The organism is Corallococcus sp. CA053C, from assembly GCF_003611675.1.
GTDB lineage: Bacteria > Myxococcota > Myxococcia > Myxococcales > Myxococcaceae > Corallococcus.
In genome coordinates this window covers 35,324-52,709 of sequence record NZ_RAWA01000020.1, presented here as the reverse complement: position 1 = coordinate 52,709, position 17,386 = coordinate 35,324, and the positions used below count along the sequence as shown (strand labels likewise).

16 protein-coding genes are annotated in these 17,386 nt (G+C 71.5%); 9 read left to right on the top strand and 7 right to left on the bottom strand.

The genetic code is table 11. The annotated features are described in order from the left end of the window. The 6 genes from D7V97_RS04650 to D7V97_RS04625 form a co-directional block, all read right to left on the bottom strand. Window positions 1-446: hypothetical protein (locus D7V97_RS04650; protein ID WP_199728704.1), on the bottom strand; the 446-nt coding region annotated here is incomplete at its 3' end. Window positions 447-605: 159 nt separating this feature from the next. Continuing rightward, window positions 606-1,667, bottom strand: a complete 1,062-nt coding sequence (locus tag D7V97_RS04645) for a hypothetical protein (RefSeq protein WP_158623270.1) — start codon at window positions 1,665-1,667, stop codon at window positions 606-608. A 139-nt stretch (window positions 1,668-1,806) separates the two neighbouring features. Then, window positions 1,807-2,730: a hypothetical protein gene (locus D7V97_RS04640; RefSeq protein ID WP_120609368.1), complete on the bottom strand. Its 924-nt coding sequence runs from the start codon at window positions 2,728-2,730 to the stop codon at window positions 1,807-1,809. A gap of 59 nt (window positions 2,731-2,789) precedes the next feature. After that, window positions 2,790-4,511 (bottom strand): GMC oxidoreductase, encoded by a 1,722-nt coding sequence (locus D7V97_RS04635; protein ID WP_120609367.1) that lies wholly within the window; start codon window positions 4,509-4,511, stop codon window positions 2,790-2,792. Window positions 4,512-4,651: 140 nt separating this feature from the next. Next, window positions 4,652-4,960, bottom strand: a complete 309-nt coding sequence (locus D7V97_RS04630; protein ID WP_120609366.1) for a hypothetical protein — start codon at window positions 4,958-4,960, stop codon at window positions 4,652-4,654. Between the two features lie 139 nt (window positions 4,961-5,099). Then, window positions 5,100-6,134 carry an outer membrane protein assembly factor BamE gene (locus tag D7V97_RS04625; RefSeq protein WP_120609365.1) on the bottom strand — a complete coding sequence of 345 codons (1,035 nt, stop codon included), beginning with the start codon at window positions 6,132-6,134 and terminating at the stop codon, window positions 5,100-5,102. A gap of 100 nt (window positions 6,135-6,234) precedes the next feature. Between D7V97_RS04625 and D7V97_RS04620 the strand changes: the two genes are divergently transcribed. From D7V97_RS04620 to D7V97_RS04580, 9 genes are all read left to right on the top strand, one after another. After that, window positions 6,235-7,461: an ATP-binding protein gene (locus D7V97_RS04620; protein ID WP_233582508.1), complete on the top strand. Its 1,227-nt coding sequence runs from the start codon at window positions 6,235-6,237 to the stop codon at window positions 7,459-7,461. Next, window positions 7,458-8,813 carry a sigma-54 dependent transcriptional regulator gene (locus D7V97_RS04615; RefSeq protein WP_120609363.1) on the top strand — a complete coding sequence of 452 codons (1,356 nt, stop codon included), beginning with the start codon at window positions 7,458-7,460 and terminating at the stop codon, window positions 8,811-8,813. Before D7V97_RS04620 ends, D7V97_RS04615 begins: the two co-directional genes overlap by 4 nt. Before the next feature lie 132 nt (window positions 8,814-8,945). Further along, the gene (locus D7V97_RS04610) at window positions 8,946-11,411 is read left to right on the top strand and encodes an outer membrane protein assembly factor (protein WP_233582507.1); all 2,466 of its coding nucleotides are present in this window, start codon (window positions 8,946-8,948) and stop codon (window positions 11,409-11,411) included. Between the two features lie 3 nt (window positions 11,412-11,414). Further along, window positions 11,415-12,023: a hypothetical protein gene (locus D7V97_RS04605; protein WP_120609362.1), complete on the top strand. Its 609-nt coding sequence runs from the start codon at window positions 11,415-11,417 to the stop codon at window positions 12,021-12,023. Between the two features lie 54 nt (window positions 12,024-12,077). Then, window positions 12,078-12,641: a GNAT family N-acetyltransferase gene (locus D7V97_RS04600; protein WP_120609361.1), complete on the top strand. Its 564-nt coding sequence runs from the start codon at window positions 12,078-12,080 to the stop codon at window positions 12,639-12,641. 84 nt (window positions 12,642-12,725) lie between these two features. Beyond that, window positions 12,726-13,346 (top strand): hypothetical protein, encoded by a 621-nt coding sequence (locus D7V97_RS04595; protein ID WP_120609360.1) that lies wholly within the window; start codon window positions 12,726-12,728, stop codon window positions 13,344-13,346. A gap of 37 nt (window positions 13,347-13,383) precedes the next feature. Beyond that, complete coding sequence (locus tag D7V97_RS04590; protein WP_120609359.1) at window positions 13,384-14,013, top strand: RNA polymerase sigma factor; 630 nt, start codon at window positions 13,384-13,386, stop codon at window positions 14,011-14,013. Continuing rightward, complete coding sequence (locus tag D7V97_RS04585) at window positions 14,010-14,852, top strand: anti-sigma factor (protein ID WP_147444685.1); 843 nt, start codon at window positions 14,010-14,012, stop codon at window positions 14,850-14,852. Before D7V97_RS04590 ends, D7V97_RS04585 begins: the two co-directional genes overlap by 4 nt. Continuing rightward, a complete protein-coding gene (locus tag D7V97_RS04580; protein WP_147444684.1) occupies window positions 14,849-16,768 on the top strand; it encodes a hypothetical protein in 1,920 nt (639 codons plus the stop codon). Before D7V97_RS04585 ends, D7V97_RS04580 begins: the two co-directional genes overlap by 4 nt. Window position 16,769: 1 nt before the next feature. On the opposite strand, the gene D7V97_RS04575 is transcribed toward D7V97_RS04580, so the two are convergent. Then, on the bottom strand, window positions 16,770-17,237 hold the full coding sequence (locus D7V97_RS04575) for a PAS domain-containing protein (protein WP_120609356.1): 468 nt from the start codon (window positions 17,235-17,237) through the stop codon (window positions 16,770-16,772). Window positions 17,238-17,386: the final 149 nt, after the last annotated feature.

The following is a 17,386-nucleotide window of genomic DNA, read 5'->3' as shown; positions in this document are numbered from 1 at the left end:
CGCGTGAACAGCGCCCCTCCCGAACCCATCGCCGAGCGCAGGTCATCCTCGTGGGCGTCGTCGTCTTCTCGGATGCCCTCCCGTGCCTTCGCGCGCCGCTGCTCCGCCTGCGCCCGCTCCGCCTTCGCGGTCTCATCCATCGACCGCGCGAGCTTCGCTCCCCAACCCGGACGCCACCCTCCCGCGCGACGAAGCGACGCGGCGACGCCCTCCGCCCAGGCCTCCACGCGCGCCGCGGGGTCGACGGCGGAGACCGCCACGCTCGCGGCCACCGGGACGGCGAAGGACTCCAGCGCGGGCGCTTCGGCTGCTGGCTCCGAGTGGAGTGACGCCTCCAGCCGGTCCGCCGTGGCGCGGTCCAGCAACCCGTCGAAGCGCCAGCGCTCGATGCGACGTCGCACCAGCGTTTGCGCGAAGGCATCGAGGTGCTGTCCCGTGGCGGGCACGAGCGTGGCGCCACACTCCGGGCACGTGGCCCCTGAATCGGTGGCGCGAAGTTCCGCACAGGCTGGACAGATCATGGACGGACAGCATAGCGGGGACTCCCACACGGCGGGTGGGGCCCCTGGTGACACAGTCTCTTCCAGCGAGCGCTGCCCTGGGTGTCAGGGCTTCGGCACCGTGGTGCAACAGCCTGACTTCGCGCAGCGGACGAAGCCCTGGGTCCTGCAGGTGTCATCGCTCGTACAGGCGGGGCCCTGGCCCGGCTGTCCACACGTGGGACCCGGTCCACCTCCGCCCCCGCCACCAGGACCCACGGCCTGGATCTTCACGGTGGGACACCGGGGCCGCTGGGGATCTCCCACGCAGCTGTTGGTGCTGCTGGTCATCACGTTCTGTGGACAGGGGATGCGCGTCGTCGGTTTGCCCTGGGCACCCACGCCGAAGCAGGCGCCCACCTCCGCGAGGTTGCAACGCTCGTCACAGCGGAAGGCGATGCTGCCTCTCGCGTCGAACGCCGAGATCAGCTCCTCTAGCGCCACCCCCTTGCCGATGTTGTCGCGCAGGACCGCGGGTGTCCCCTCCTCGCCCGGGAGCGACTTCAGGGCCTCGATGCTGCTGGTGAAGTAGGTCCTGGAATCCATCCCCGTGCAGCTTCCGTGTTTGGGCCACTCGTGGTTCGCGAGGAAGAAGTTGTCCGTGACGTACCCGGGGCCGTATTTGCCCATGTCTTCTGGAATCGTGGCGGGGTCGGGGAAGCACCGCGCGGGCGCGGCGCTGCTCCGGCATTCACAGAGCCCGCCGCAGAAGGCCGGGTACTCGCACTTCTGCTGCTGCGCCTCGGCGTCATTGAACTGGGGCCACAGCCCGTGAATGGTGAGGTGCGTCGCGGCGAAGCTCCCGTCGAGCTGCTCGCACTGTCCCTTGTCCGGATGGCCCGGGCAGAAGTTCGGCGCCCACGTCAGGGCGAGCAGGTACGCGCCAAAGTGCGGCGTGGCACACACCCATCCATCCGTCGCGGAGGGGTTGGGGGAGAAGCAGTTGCAGGCGGTGGCTTTGGGACGTCCGAACTCGAACTCGATGGCCTCCGGCGTCGCCAGGGCGAGCGGCCGGGCCGTCGCGGTCGGCCCCGTCGGTGTTGCCTCGGGAGGTGCCGTGGGATGCGTGCGGCACCCCTGAGCGATGACCAGACACGCCCACAGGGCAAGGCACGGCGGCAGGCGCATGGATTCTCTTCCTCGGAAACGGGTCGGCAGCGGCTCCAAGGTACGGAGCCCCCGCCGTGCGCCACACCCGCGCCCCGGTCCGTCCATGTGTCTGGGATTGCGGCCCGCGCCTGCCCCGCCGTGCCGGGGCCCTGCCTGCCTAGTTGCAGTAGTACGTGGGCGCGAGCTCCAGGACGCGCTGCTCGGCGACGGGGGAGAGCGCGCGCAGGCGTGACAGGAAGAGGGGGGTCTTCATCCCCATCCCGATGAAGCCCCAGACGTACGAGCGCTCCTGGGACTCGGCGAGTTCCTTGCGTTCAGCGTCCGTGAACGTGCGCCCCACGGCCTTCTCGAAGGTCTGCAGGTCCAGCTGGAGCTGCGCGTTGAGGGTGCCCCGCAGCGCCTGGAGCAGCTCGCCGTACTCCGTCATCGCCGCGCCCAGCGAGTCGGGCTCCTGGTCGAGGATCTTCTGGGCCTCCAGGAAGTCCAGCCGCGTGTGCTGCGACTCCTCCAGCCAGTGGTGCTTGAGCAGGTTGCAGAACAGCGGGTCCAGCACCTCGTCCTGGTTGCCGCGGACGGTCTCCAGGTAGTGCTGCTGTGTCATCAGCTCCATGTGCAGGTTGAAGATGAGCACGCCCAGGTTCGACTTCGTCATGATGGCCTTGGCCACCGCGACCTGGTTGTCGAGCAGGGCCGGGGCGACCTTGAACCCGCGGGCGAACGTGCTGGTGAAGCGCGCGAAGAGCTGCTGGTGCTTCAGCTCCTCCTCGGTGAAGCGCAGCAGCGCGCGCATGTGCGTCGCGTTGCCGTGCAGCTCCAGGCCGGCGCGCTGCGCCGCCAGGGCCACGGCGTACTCCTCCAGGAAGAGGAACAGGTGCGCATAGCTGTTGGAGCGGATCTGATTGAGCATCAGCTTCTCGTCCGTGCTCAAGAAGCTGAAGGCCGACGTCCCCGTCAGCGCATCCGAGAGGAACCGGCGGCTGAAGTCGAGGACGGTGTCCTTGGGGAGCAGTTCATCCAGCCTCCAGGACACCTTCTCGGAACTCTGGATACAGGACTGGTACTCGGCGGTCTGATTGAGCATTCAATAATCAGACGGCCGTTCTTCACGCTCCGTCAAGATGTGCGGAAGTGAATCACCTGTCACCCACGGAGCCGGTCTGCCAGGTCCTGCGCCAGTCCGCACATGGTCAGCGTGGGGTTCCACGAACCGGAGGTGGGGAAGAGCGCCCCACCCGTCACGTAGACGTTGTGCACCCCATGCGGGCGGTAGTCGAGCCCGACCACGGAGGTCGCCGCGTCCTTGCCCATCCACAGGGGCGAGGCCTCGTGCACGATGATGTTCAGACGGATCTGCTTCTTGCCCGGCCGCTCCTTCTGCCAGAAGCCGCCGCTGCCGCTCTCGTCGTCGACCCAGTACTCGAGCTCCGCGCACGGGTCGCCCGTGCGGCCGGCCAGCACTCCGATCGTCTGGTACGTCGCCTCGTCGAGCACGTCCCACAGCTCATGGTCCAGCGGCCCCGGCTGCAGTTGCAGCGAGATGTTGGTGGACGGGTCCGTGCCGCCGTTGAGGCGGATCCAGTTGTGGGTGTTCGTCTCGCTCACCTCGCCCAGGGTCGCGCAGACGAAGACGACGTAGTCCTCGGAGCCCTTGAGCTGCGCCATCGACGCGACGGCCGCCGCGTCCGGCGCCTCGTGGGCGATGGTGCTCTCGTCGCCCTCCGGGTTCGCGGAGGCGAAGGCGCTGGCCTGCACGTGGTACTGCAAGCCATTGCCGGCCTTGCCGTCCAGGTAGGCGGCGCCAATCTCCAGCGCCGACAGGTCCACGAAGGCGGACCGCTTCACGCGCGCCGTGATGTGAGACATGAAATGGCCGGTGTAACGCTTGCCGATGTTCGGCAGCGCCCCCTTGAAGGAGTTCATCAGCAGGGTGGCGGGCGGGATGGTCCCCATCGCCAGGACGACCTTCGCGGAGCTGACCGCCAGCGGGCCGCGGCTCGTCTCCAGCGCGGTGACGGTGCCGTGGCCGTCATGCAGCAGGCGGTCGACGACGCAGTGGTCGACGATGGTGAGGGGCTGGCCCTTGCCCTGGGCCGCCAGCGCCTTCTGGGCCTGCTGCAAGTCCAGCAGCGTGCCGACGGTGGAGTACTTGTAGAACTTCACGCCCTTCCACGCGGGATTGCCCACGGCGATGGGCGCGGGGAAGGCGCTCTCCGCCGAAGGCACGGCGCGCTTGAAGTTCTCCCGGAGGTTCACGTCGAGCTGGTGTTGCAGGTTGCCGTAGACGCCGTCCTTGATGCGGTCGCTCGTCGTGACGTGCAGGAAGGACCGGGCGCGGTCCCAGAAGCCCGGCTGGAGCGTGACGTCGATCAGCTCCTGCGGCCAGTCGCGCAGCAGGTCCGGGGTGGGGGCCGGGCACCAGGCGCTCCAGTAGGTGGACCGGCCGCCCACCACCGGGATGTAGCCGGCCTGGAAGAACTCCAGCTCCGTGGTCGCCATCCGCGTCGTGCGGGTCCACGGGTAGGTGGTGGGAGGCGAGCCCGTCGCCGCCTGGAAGGCCATGGGCAGCATCTGGTAGTGCACCGGCAGCCAGAAGCCGCCGCGCTCCAGCACCAGGATGCGGGCGTTGGGATTGTGCTTCAGCGTCTGCTCGATGAAGGCCACGCCGGTGGGCCCGGTGCCAATCACGATGAAGTCATACGCCGACGCCTGGATGTCGCCCCAGTCGCTCGGCGCGGCGAAGAAGGCCGCACCGGCGATCTGATCCGCGCTGGCTCCCTGAGGGCCGGGCACGGGATAGCCGAGCGAGATGCCCTTCGGGACATGGCTGGAGCCAGCGAAGAACTTCTTGTAATTGGAGGACATGGGCGAACTCGGGCGGTGGGGACTTCGTGGGTCCAGCGGCGGCCTTCCCCGGGTTGCAGAAGGCATGCCGCATTCCAGACGCCTGCCATGTCGCTTGAATCAGAGGACTTGTCGGGCCCGCCGCGTCGCGTGAGGAAGCGTCAGCGTCTCTCCGGGACGCGGGCCTCGCTGTCCTCGCCTTCGTCCTCGTCGGAGAGGGGCTCGGGCTCCAGCCGGGCCTGACGCTCACTGGCCTCCCATGACGCACCCGCGTCACCGGCATGCACGCGGGCGGCGGCCTCGTCGTCCTGCGAGCCGGTCCAGGTGGTGTGCCCCCCGGCGAAGCCTTCCAGGGGCCGGGCCCCACGGTGGGCCTCCACCTCCAGGTCCTTCTGCTCCTCCGCGCGCAGCCGCTCCCGCTCCTGCTCCCGCTCGTGCTGGTGCTGCTTCTCGATGGGGTTGTCCGCCATGGCGCCGTCACCTCCTGTCGCAAGGTGCGGTCTTCCCGCGTGGGATGGCAGCCGTGGGGTGGCGGCCAGCGAATGGCCGCCTGCCCTGCGGACGGTCGGAAGCCTGGGGGCGGCGTGGAGCCCGGCGTCCCCCTTGGCGCTATTCGATGGAAGCGACCTTGTCGTTCTTGTCGAACTTCACCTTCACCTTGGTCGTCTTGCCCTTCCAGTACGTCCAGGTGCTGGAGGCGAAGGACGGCGTCTCATGCGGAGGCGGGGGACCCCACGCCATGCGCACGGCCTCGCGCGACATGCCGGGCTCCACTTCCGAGGCCTCGACCTTCTTGCGGTCCTCCGGCGACAGCGCGGCGAGCTTCGCGCTCTGGTCCTCGGCGGCGAACGCGGCCTGGAACAGCTTCCAGGTGTCCCAGCCCGAGCGGGAGTCATTCTCGAAGGAGAACTCCGTCCCGGAGTCCACGACCTTGAACTTCACCTTGGAGGAGCCCTTGTCCACCACCTCCACCTGCGTGTTGACCGGGAGGATGGGGCCCTTGAGGTAGTTCACCCAGGACAGGGTGCCGTCCTCGAAGTGGAAGTTCGCGGTCGCGTAGTAGAGGACCTTCGCCGCCGGGGCAGGGGCGGGCGCGGCCACGGGGGGCTCATCGCCGAAGGACACGACCTTGCCGTCGCCGTCGAACACGACCTCGAAGGTGGAGAGCTTGGAGCTCCAGTAGGTCCAGCGGTTGCCCTGGAGCGACGGGGTCCGGTGCGGCGGCGGCGGCCCGATGGTCAGCAACACCGCGTCGCGGGACATGCCCTTGGCCAGCTCCCCCGACTTGACCTGCTTCTGATCTTCCGGCGAGAGCGCGGCGATGCGCACCGCGGGATCCGTGGTGGCGAAGAAGCCGGAGAACAGCACCGCCAGCGGCTTGCCCAGGCTGCGGTGGGTCACGACGCGGAACTCGGTCTGGGAGGCGTCGAGCACGCGGCAGGTGATCTCGTCGTCGTCGCGATCGATCACCTCCACCTTCGTGCCGACCGGCAGCAGCGTGCCCTTGCCGCGGTAGTTCACCGCGGAGAGCTGGCGCTTGTTGAGCAGGAAGTTGGCCTGGGCGAACAGCGTCTCGGCCTGGGCGCCCAGCGCCGTCAGCAGGCCCAGCGCGAGCAGGCCGCGTAGAACGTTCTTTCGATACATGTGAAACCCCCTCGTTGTTCAGGATCGCGCGACGTATGTAGTTGTCCCGCGAGGACGGTCGCAAGAACTTTGCAGGTGCCTGCGGTATGAACGGCGCATCATGCGCCGCGCTCCGTCGATGGGTCCACCGCCGCCACCGCCCCGCTTCCGGCGGCGCCTGCTGGCGGTGATGCTGCTCACGGGCCTCATTCCGCTGGTGCTGCTCGGCGCGCTGGCCCAGGGCGTGCTGGAGCGCGTGCTCTCCGTGTCCATCGCCCCGGTGGAGGCCGTGCTTGACGGGGTGTCCGCCGATCTGGAGCGGCGAGGACTATCGCAGGACGCGCTGGACGATGCGCGGTTGAACCTCGCGCAGGCGGAGCTGGCGCGGCGGGCCCTGGTGCGCCGCGTGCCCGCCTTCATCGCCGTGCTGGGGCTGGTGTCCGGCGTCGTGCTGGCCGTGGCCGCGCTGCTGCTCGGCCGCGTCCTCATGCGCCCCGTGGGGACCCTCATCGACGGCATGTGGGCCTACTCGCGCGGGGACCTGTCCGTCCGGCTGGCCGTGCCCGAGCCGCCGCGCGACGAGCTCCAGTTCCTGCTGGGGCAGTTCAACCGCATGGGCCAGGAGCTGCTGGGGCAGCGCGAGCGCCTCAAGGCGGCCGAGCAGATCGCGGCGTGGCAGGACGTGGCCCGCGCGCTCGCCCACGAGCTGAAGAACCCTCTCACCGCAATGAAGCTCTCGCTCGCGCGTCTGTCCCGCCAGGATGACAGCGCCCCCCCGGATCCGACGCGCCTCGCCGACGCGGTGGCCCTCCTCCAGGAGGAGGTGGACCTGCTCATGCGCATGACGCAGAGCTTCTCCACCTTCGCGCGCCTGCCGGCCCCGCGCTTCCAGGACGTGGGGCTGCGCGCCCTGCTGGCGGAGGTGTGCGCGCTGTACGCGGGCACGTCGCCGGTGCCGGTGGAGCTGGAGCCCGGGCCGGAGGTCCAGCTGCGCGCGGATCCGGACGGGCTGCGCCGCCTGTTCGGCAACCTGGTGAAGAACGCCGCCGAGGCCTCCGGGCCGGACACGCCGCCCGTGCGCGTGGCCCTGCTGTCGGAGGACGACGGCGCCGTGCACGTCACGGTGAACGACGGAGGGCGCGGCGTACCGGAGGTGCTGGAGGGCGCGGTGCTCACGCGGGGGCTGTTCAGCACCAAGCCCGGCGGCAGTGGACTGGGCCTGCCCATCGCCCAGAAGATCGTCCACGAGCACGGCGGCACCCTGCGGCTGGAGCCGGGCGCGAGCGGTGGGACGCGGGCGCTGGTGGCGCTGCCGCGCGTGCCTCCCACCTCCCAGGTGACGTCATGAAGCCAGGCCCCCGCATCCTCCTCGTCGACGATGATCCCGGCGTCCTCCGGGCCCTGCGCGGGCTCCTGGGCGACGAAGGCTTCACCACGGTGGAGGCCCGCTCCACGGCGGAGGCGACGCGCCTGCTCGAAGCGCCGGACGCGCCGCCCGCGCTGATGCTGCTGGACCTGCGCATGCCGGGCGAGACGGGGCTGGAGCTGCTCGCGCGCCTGCCGAAGCCGCTGCCCGTGCCCGTGGTGGTCCTCTCCGGCGAGGCCTCTCCCGCGGAGGCGGTGCAGGCGCTGAAGCTGGGCGCCACGGACTTCGTGGAGAAGCCCCCTTCCGCCGAGCGGCTGATCACGGCGCTGCGCAACGCGCTGGCGCTGGGCTCGCTGCGGGAGGAGCGGGAGCGGCTGCTGGACGAGCTGGCCCGCCCGGGGCACCTGGTGGGGGACAGCCCGGCCATGGAGGCGCTGCGCCAGCTCATCGCGCGCGTGGGCCCCAGCGACACGGCGGTGTTGATCACTGGCGAGACGGGCACCGGCAAGGAGCGCGTGGCGCAGGCGCTGCACAAGGCCTCCGGGCGCAAGGGCCGGCTGGTGGCGGTCAACTGCGCGGCCATCCCGGCGACGCTGCTGGAGAGCGAGCTGTTCGGGCACGAGCGCGGCGCCTTCTCCGGCGCGGTGGCGCGGCGCACGGGCCGGGTGGAGCAGGCGCAGGGCGGCACGCTCTTGCTCGATGAGCTGGGCGACATGCCGCTGGAGCTCCAGGCGAAGCTCCTGCGCGTCCTGGAGACCCGTCAGGTGGAGCGCCTGGGCGGCACGTTGCCGGTGACGGTGGACGTGCGCATCCTCGCGGCCACGCACCAGGACCTCACCCGCGCGGTGAAGGAAGGGCGCTTCCGGCAGGACCTCTTCTTCCGCCTCAACGTGCTGCCACTGCACATCCCTCCACTGCGCGAGCGCCCCGAAGACTTGCTTCCCCTGGCGCGCGTCTTCGCCGCGGAGTTCGCCGGCCCCCGGACGACGCTCGTGCTGGCCCCCGGCGCCGAGGCAGCGCTGCGCGCGTACCCGTGGCCCGGCAACGTCCGCGAGCTGCGCAATGTCATCGAGCGGCTGAACCTGCTGCGGGGTGACGGCCCGCTGGAGCTCCGCCCGGACGCGGTGACGGCTCCGGCGGGCACCCCGGCCGCGCCCCGCGCCACGTTCGGTGACAAGAGCTACCGCGAGCACGTGGAGGACTTCGAGCGGGACCTGATCCGCGCCGCGCTCCGGGAAGGGGAGAGCATCGCCGGGGCCGCGCGCCTCCTCCAGGTGGACCGGGGGAACCTCTACCGACGCATCAAGGCCCTGGGCCTCCCCGTCACCCCATGACACGCCCCCGCGACACGGGCGATGTCACGGGCACATCCCGGGGTGACATCCGGATGTGTCCATGACATCGACTCGCACGGCGGCTCCCTGTCCTTCCAGGCACTTGCCGGAGCCCTCCCCCTGGAACGGCGCATGCTCCTGGCACCCCGCATGAATCGCATCGTGCTCTGCCTCTGCTTCCTCTCGCTCGCCGCCTTCGCGCAACCCGCGTTGGATGCCGGCACGCTCACTGCTCCCACCGGGAACGCGACGCGGTCCCAGCCCAGGTCGTCCGAGGACGAGGAGGAGCCGGACGAGGACCCGGATGACGACAATGATCCGGCCGACGACAAGGACTCGGACGACGACAAGGACTCGGACGATGAGGACGCCGCGGAGCGCGACGAGTGCCCCGACGCCTTCGACGACGACGACTCCTCCACCCCGTCGGTCCTCGCGCCGCTCCAACTGGATGTCAACGGCAAGGGGCTGGCGCCGACGAGCCTCGAACTCGTGGGGCTCCAGCACCTGACGGATGCGCAGGTGCGAACGCTCGTGAGGGCCCCCGCCGCCGGAGCCCCGCTGACGCAGTCCCCTGAAGAGCTGCAGACGCTGCTGCGCCGGTTGGCGCGCACGGGCCTCTTCGCCCAGGTGGCGCCCCGCCTGCGCGTCAGCGAGCAGGGCCCCACGGTGCTGGAGGTGACGCTGGTGGAGCACCCCACCGTCACCTCGGTGGAGGTGCAGGGGCTCCAGGACCTTCCTCCCCGGGAGTGGCTGGAGTCCCTCTTCCCGCGCCCGCCCGGATCCTTCGAGGACGGGCACGACGACGATGACGATGTCGACTCTGAAGACGTGGAGGAGTTCGTCGCCACGATGCGCCTCCACGGGCGCCGCGCGACACTGTCCGTCGACAACCCGTGCCCTCCGCTGCACCCGCCTCGCGAGTGGATCGCGCGCATGGAGCGCGGACAGTTCCGTCCCGGCATCGTGCAGGGCGGGCTGGACGCCGCGCTGGAGCGCACGCTGAAGGACCTGCGGGACGACGACGGCTACCTGCTGGCGACGGTGTCCGCCACGCTGTCCCAGGAGGGCGCGTTGGTGGTGAAGGTGGACGAGGGCCGGCTGGAGGCCGTGGACGTGCCGGGCGTGGAGCCCAAGATGGCCGACCGGGTGCGCGAGGCCATGGGCCTGTCGCCGGGCGACGTCTTCCTCCGCAGCGACGCCCGCCGTGCCGTGGAGCGCCTGGAGTCGCGGCTGCGCTTCCTCCGGACGGTGGATGGTGAGGGGCTGAACGAGGAGCGCCGGAGCGTGAAGGTGGTCGAGGAGCGCGAGGCCACCGGCGCGCGGCGCTACCGCACGCAGGAGCAGGAGCGGCGCGCGTCCCGTCGCCACGGCCACGACGAGAAGGAGCCCGAGTCGCGTTGGCGCCGGCTGTTCTCGTGGCATGACGAGCGGGGGGAGGGCATCACGCTGGAGGGACGCCGGCTGGTGGTGCACGTGCGGGCGCGTCGGCCGGACCTGTCCATGGAGCTGCTGCCCGTGCACACGCAGGTGACGGGCTTCGCGCCGGGACTCGCGGCCGAGCTGCGCATCTGGGATCCGAAGGACCGGGTGCACGCGACACTGGACGCGGCCTTCTTCGTCCCGCTGCGGCTGGGAGGCCAGCGGCTGCCGGATGATCCGGAGGGGACGAAGCGCCAGCGCCGCGTCAGCCTGCTGGGCGGCGCGAAGCTGCACGTGCCCGCGCTGGGGCTCGCGGAGGTGGGCGCGCAGGTGCACGACTTCACCGACACGTTCGACCGCTGGCGGCTGGGCGACATCGACTCCTATGTCTACTCGTTCCTCATCAACCGGCCGGACCGGGACTACTTCCGCCGCAAGGGCTTCGCGGCGTTCGCCACCTGGCGCCCGGCGCGGTCGTGGCTCGCGGGCGCGGAGTTCCACGGCGACACCTACGAATCGCTCCAGGCCTTCACCCCGCCGCTCAGCCTCTTCCGCCGGGACTCGCCGCCCTTCCCCAACGCGCCGGTGAGCGACGGGCGCTTCCACTCCGTGGTGCTGCGCGCGGAGTACGACAGCAAGGCGAAGCCGGGGTCGCCCGTGGGTTCGCTCTTCCGCACGCCGGAGACGTCCCTCTTCCCCCGCGAAGGGGACCGGACGCGGGAGCCCGAGCTGCGCGGACTCGTCACGCTGGAGGTGGGCCAGCAGGTGGGCGTGGACACGCGCTTCTGGAAGCTCGTGGGTGACGCGGTGCTGGACCTGCCCGTCAGCTGGCACTCGGGGCTGAGCGTGCGTCTGCGTGTCGCGGGCGGTGAGGACCTGCCCCTGCAGAAGCAGGAGGCGCTGGGCGGCTGGAGCGCGCTGCGGGGCTTCGGCTTCAAGGACTTCCGCGGAGGCGACGCGTCGGTGCTCGGCAGCGCGGAGTACCGCTGGCAGGCCTTCGGCGTCTTCGCGGACCTGGGCTCGGTGCACATCGCCTCCGACTGGACGGATCCGCGGCTGGGCGTGGGCGCCAGCTTCCACTTCACCGACGCGGTGCGGGTGGATGCGGCCTGGCGCACGGATGAGAAGGCGCGGGCCACGCCCGAGGCGCGCCTGCTCTTCGTCCGGACCTTCTGAGGCATGGCACGGTACGGCACACGTGGACGGTGGCGGCTCCTGGCGACGCTCACGGCGTCGGTGGGGCTGCTGCCGTCCGCGGCCCGGGCGGACGAGGCCCGCGCCACCTGCACCGCCTCGCTCTCCGGCCGGCGCGTGGTGGTGCGGCCGGAGGCGCGCGCCTTCGTGTCGCCGGAGCTGGACCGGTTGGTGCGGCTGGGCATGGCGGGGAAGCTGGAGGTGGAGCTCACGCTCTTGCGCCGCCGCGCCCTCTGGTTCGACGCGCGCATGGATGGCGCCCAGGTCACGCAGGTGCTCGCCTTCACGCGCGCGGGTTACCTGCTGGATGGGCGGCCCCTGGTGGACGGGGTGGCCACGCTGGAGCTGGAGCGCGTGGCCTGGACGCTGGACGACCGCCCGGAGCCGGGCGAGCGCTTCGTCGTGCAGGTGGAGGTGCGGTTGCAGGTGGTGACGGCGGCGAGCCTCGGGCGCGTGGCGACCTGGCTCACCCAGGGCGCCTCCACGGGGACGGAGCCCGACCGCTCCACGCTCACCGGCACCCTGCTGCGCTCCGTGGCGGAGGACCTCGCACGCAGGGCCTCCGCGCGCTGTGACGTGCTGCGCTCGCCTTGAGGCAGGAGGCACTCGCGCGGCACCGTGTCGCCCCGGCACGGTAGAGTCGGCGCCATGCTGACGCCTCCCATCACCACGTACCCCGAATTCGAGACCGAACGGTTTCGCATGCGGCAGCCCCGGCTGGAGGACGCCGAGCTGCTCGCCGCCATCTACGACCACCCGGAGGTGGCGCGCTACCTCCTCCCCGGCGCGTCGGGCGTGCAGCGGATGCGCGAGAAGCTGACGCGGGACCTGGAGGGCTCGATCCGCGGAGAGGGCTTCCGCTGGTTGCTGTGCGCGCGAGGCGAGGACGTCCCGCTGGGCAGCGTGGCGCTGTTCAACTGGAGCTCGCGCGACCGGCGCGCGGAGGTGGGCTACGTGCTGGGCATGCCCCTGTGGGGCCAGGGCGTGATGAAGGAGCTGATGCCCGCGCTCCTGCACTTCGGCTTCGCGCGGATGGGGCTCCACCGCATCGAGGCCCACCTGGACCCGCGCAACACCGCGTCGATGCGCGTGCTCACCCGTGCTGGCTTCCAGCACGAGGCTGTCCTGCGGGAGAACTGCGCCGGGCCCGAGGGCTTCACGGACACCGCCGTGGTCTCGCTGCTGGAAGGGGAGTGGAAGGGCCCGAAATGATTTTTTAAACACGCGCGGCCCCTGGGGGTTCTCCGGTCATTCACGACGCACACAGGGCCCCCCGCCGGGCCCCCGGATGACTTCATGAAGACCTCCCACGCCGCCGCCGCCTCGCTGCTCCTCTCCCTCTCCGTGTCCACCCTGGCCCAGGCCGGAGAGCGCGGCCCCCACGGGCCTCCGGGCTCGGTGCTCGACACGCCGTCGTATGGCCACTCGCTGGATGTGGGCGGCAGCTTTGGCTTCAACAACGCCGGTGGCCTGGGCTTCATCAATGGCTTCGGGCTGGAGTCCGACCTGCGGCTGGTGGACTTCCTGTCGGTGGGCGCGGGCGTGGGCGCAGGGTTGTGGGGCGCACGCTTTTCCGCGCATGCCCGCGTGTACCCGCTGGGCGTCTCGCGCTCCTTCTTCGTCCAGGGCGCGCTGGCGCACAACCTCGGACGCAGGGGGGAGTTCGAGGAGGACGGGGTGGAGCTGCGCGTCATCCGATACGCCGCCAGCACCGCGAACGCCTCGCTGGGCTATCGCCGCGACCTGGGCTCGCGCGGCTGGATTGCCTTCGAGGCGGGCTGGGCCTTCCTCCTGGGCGGCGCGGCGTACAGCACCAGCGGCGTGCGCGAGCTGACGCACTCCGAGGAGCAGGTGCTGGGCTTCGCCCGGCCGGGCGGCGTCGTGCTGGGCATCTCCGGTGGCTTTTCCGTCCTGTAGGGGGCTGGCTCCGGTAGGGTGATCCGAGCGCCGCGCCATGACGGACCCCGCCTCTCACCCGAACAAGGTCCTCGCCTTCCCCCGGGACGCCCGGCCCGCGCTCGAGTCGCGCACCGACGAGGAGCTGATGCTCCTGTCCGGCGCGGGCTCCACGGAGGCCTTCGAGCAGCTCGTGCGCCGGCACCACCCCCGGCTCGCGCGCTACTGCGGCAAGTCCGTGGGCAGCGCGGCGGAGGGCGACGAGCTGGCGCAGGAGACGCTGGTGCGGGTGTGGGAGACGCGCCGCGAGTACAAGCCGCGCGCGCCCTTCGTCGTCTTCATGCTCACCGTCGCCCGCAACCTGTGCCGCAACCGCGCCCGGGACTCGGGCCGGCGCGGGCGCTGGCAGGCGGAGGCGCACGACGCGGCAGGCGTGGAGGCAGTGGCGTCGCCCGCGTCCGCGAGCGCGGTGGAGCAGTTGCTGGAGCGCGAGGAGCAACGGCGCGTGCGCGACGCGATGCTGGAGCTGCCGGAGCCCTTCCGCGAGGTGCTGTTGCTGCGGTTCGACCAGGAGCTCGACTACGCGGAGATCTCCCGCATCGTCGGGCGCAACGAAGCCACGGTCCGCTCGCGCGTGTTCCATGGCTTGAAGAAGCTCCGCGCCAGGGTGTCGGGAGGTGTTTCGTGACGTCGCCATGTCCAGACCCGTCGGTGTGGCTGCGACTCGTCGACCGGCAGCTCTCCGAGGATGAAGCGCAGTCGCTGAGGGCCCATGCCCGGAGCTGCGCGCGCTGCCAGGGCGAGCTGTGGGGCACGGAGGCGCTGGTCGCGCGCATCGCCGCGCCGCTGGAGCCCGTCGCGCCCCCTGACGAGGCCGTGGCGCGGGTGATGCGCCGGGTGCGCGCGGGCCCTCCCGAGCGGCGGGTGCGCCCGTCGCTCTTCCGGCCCTGGATGGGCGGGGCCGCCGCCGCGCTCGCCGCCGGACTCGCGGTGTTCGTGCTGCGGCCCACGACGGACTCTCGTCCGGAGACGACGTGGACGGCGCGCGGAGCCGGGCCGGTGGCGGCGACGTTGGGGCGGAGCGTGGGCATCACCTTCCACACGCCCGTCACGGGGGCCGCGCCGCTCGTCCCCGACGCGGTGGTGCCCGCGGAGTCCGGCTTCGGGGTGCGCTACCGCAACCTGGACACGCAGGCGCCGGTGTACCTGCTGGCCTTCGCCGAGGACGCGCGCGGTGAGGTGCACTGGCTCTACCCGGCCCACCTGCGCGAGGACGCGAACGAGCCGTCGGTGAAGCTGGAGACGTCGGCGGAGGCGCGGACGCTGGACGAGGTCGTCGTGTTGGAGGCCCCGGCGCCCGGGCCGCTGCGGCTGGTCTCCGTCGTCACCCGCGCGCCGCTGGGTGTGCAGGACATCGAGTCACTCCCGCAGGGGGAGCGCACGCCGGACGCGCTGCGGAAGCGGTGGCCGGAGGCCTCGGTGACGGCGCTCCCCGTCGTCCTGGCGGGACCGGGGACGGCGCCTTGAAGTCTCCGCTGTTGCTCCTCGTCGCGCTCGTGCTGTCGGTCTCCGCCGCGGCGCAGGCTCCGGCGGAAGCATCGCCCAAAGCTCCAGGCGAGCCACCGGCGGTGTTCGCGCTGGTGGTGTCCAACAACCGGGGCTTCGCGCCCGGACGGGCACAGCTCCAGTATGCGGACGACGACGGGGCGAAGTACCACGAGGTCTTCTCCATGCTCGCGGAGCCCGAAGGAGCGCTGCTCCTCACGGAGCTGGACGCGGACACCCAGCGGCTCTTCCCGGCGCTCGTGCCGGTGGCACGCCCGCCCACGTCGCGCAACCTGGCGGAGGCCGTCCGGATGCTCGCCGCGCGCATCGCCGAGACGAAGCGCGCCGGGCGCGAGGTGGACTTCTACTTCGTCTTCGCTGGCCACGGCGACGTGGACCAGGGGCGCGGCTTCCTGGAGCTGGCCGACAGCGCCTTCGATGCGGAGGACCTCCAGGCGCTGCTGCGCCAGGTGGACGCCACGCGCGCGCACGTCATCCTGGACAGCTGCAACTCCTTCTTCGTCGTGAGCCCGCGCAAGGCCGGAGGACGCCGCTACGCCACGCCCTCGGACATGACGCAGCACCTGGCCCAGCGGCTGCCCTCGGTGGGTGTGCTGCTGTCCACCAGCGCGGAGGCAGAGGTCTACGAGTGGTCCGAGCTCCAGTCCGGCGTCTTCAGCCACGTGGTGCGCGCGGGGCTGATGGGCGCCGCGGACGCGGACGCCGACGGGCGCGTCACGTACGCGGAGCTGGAGGCCTTCGCGAGCGTCGCCGCCCAGGAGGTCCCCAACCCGCTGTTCCGGCCCCGCATCTTCGCGCTCGGTCCGGGGCGCAGCTCGCGGGCGACGCTGGTGGATCTGCGGGCGGTGCGCTCGGCGGTGACGTTGAAGATGGCCGCGCCGTCCCCGGTGCGCCTCACGTTGCGGGATGCGCGGGGCCTGCGCTGGGTGGACGTCCATCAGGAGGCCGGGGTGCCGCTCGCGCTGCGGCTGCCGCCCGGGGTGGCGCGGGGCCTGGAGGTAGAGCTTCCCAGCTCCCCCGGCGGCGTGCGTTGGGTCTCCGGGGAGGTGGAGCCCGGCGCCTCGCTCGAGCTCGCGAACCTGACGCCCGCGCCCGCGCCGCCCGTCCCGCGCGGGGTGCAGGACCAGCTGCGCCAGCTCTTCGCGACGCCCTTCGGCCCGCAGGCGCTGGCCGCGTTCGAGCGGGCCCGGAGCGCCGGACCCGTGCCCGTGTACGGCATCTCGCTGGCGGACCGCGAGCGCATGCGGCAACTGGTGGAGACCTTCAGCGCGGTGGAGCGGGACCGGCGCACCGCGGAGACCATCCTCATCGGTGCGTCGCTGGCGTCGTCGGTGGGGTCCAGTGCCATCCTGCTGTCCCGGGGGGACTACGCCTCGCAGATGAATGGCTTCAGCACGCTGGGCGTGGGCCTGCTCTTCAGCGGGGCGGACCTGCTGCAACAGCTCCGTCGCGAGGACCCCGAGCTCCTCCTGGAGGAGTTCCGTGCGTCCAGCGCGGATCCGGCGGCGGATCCGGGGCGCACCATCGCCCGCGTGGACTACCGGCTCAACCGCTTCCTCGCGCAGGAGCGGAGGGTCCGCCGCCAGCTCGCGACGGCGGGCTGGCTCTACGTGGGGACGGCCGTGGTGCTGCTCGGTTTCGCGGAGGCGCGGCGCACGACGGGCGGCAACCGCCAGAAGGTGGCGGACGACGAGCGCTCGGCGCTGCTGCTGGCGGTGAGCGGCGCGTCCTACCTGCTGCGCGCCAACTACACGGAGAGCGCCACCGAGCACCTGGTGCGCCAGTGGAACTCGGATCCCGAGCTGCAGCGGCTGCCCCGCGTGTCCGTGGCGCCCGTGGCGGGGGGCGCCATGCTCGCCGTGGGCGGCACCTTCTGAATCAGGTCAGCCGATCCTTGGGGGACGGCACGTCCCTGGGCACCTGCTGGTCGGAGACCAGGACCCACACCGAGTCCGTCTTGTCGCTGTAGAACAGGGTGATGGCCACGTGCCGCGCGCCGTGCGCGAAGCGGAAGATGAACCCGAAGGTCTGGTAGAGGCTCTTCGCGCGGACGCCCTCCTGGAACCGGCCGTAGAACTCCCGGACGCGGGTGCAGGGCGCGACCTCGTTGAAGAAGCTCTTGCCAATCTGGTCCTTCGCCTTGATGCGGGCGAGCGACGCCTCCGTCCGGTTGAACTTGAGGATCTTCCCCTGGGAGTCGAGCTGGATCATCCCCAGGGGGAGGCCGTCGAGCTCCAGCTCTGACAGGCCGTCCACCCGTTGGATCAGCGCGTCGAGCTGTTCCCGGGATTGGATTTGAATCGGCGAGGGCTCGCCGGTGGGTACGGGCTGGGCGTTCGGGATCATGCGCGAACCCTAGACAAGGGGCCGGGTGCGTCCACCGTGCGGCTGGGGCAGGGGTTTGCTTCTGGGCGGTGGAGTGGCACCCACGGCGAAAGAGTGTCCGGTGCTGAGCGCGCGGGGGGCCCGCCGAGCCGTTGCCGTGCGCACGCCTG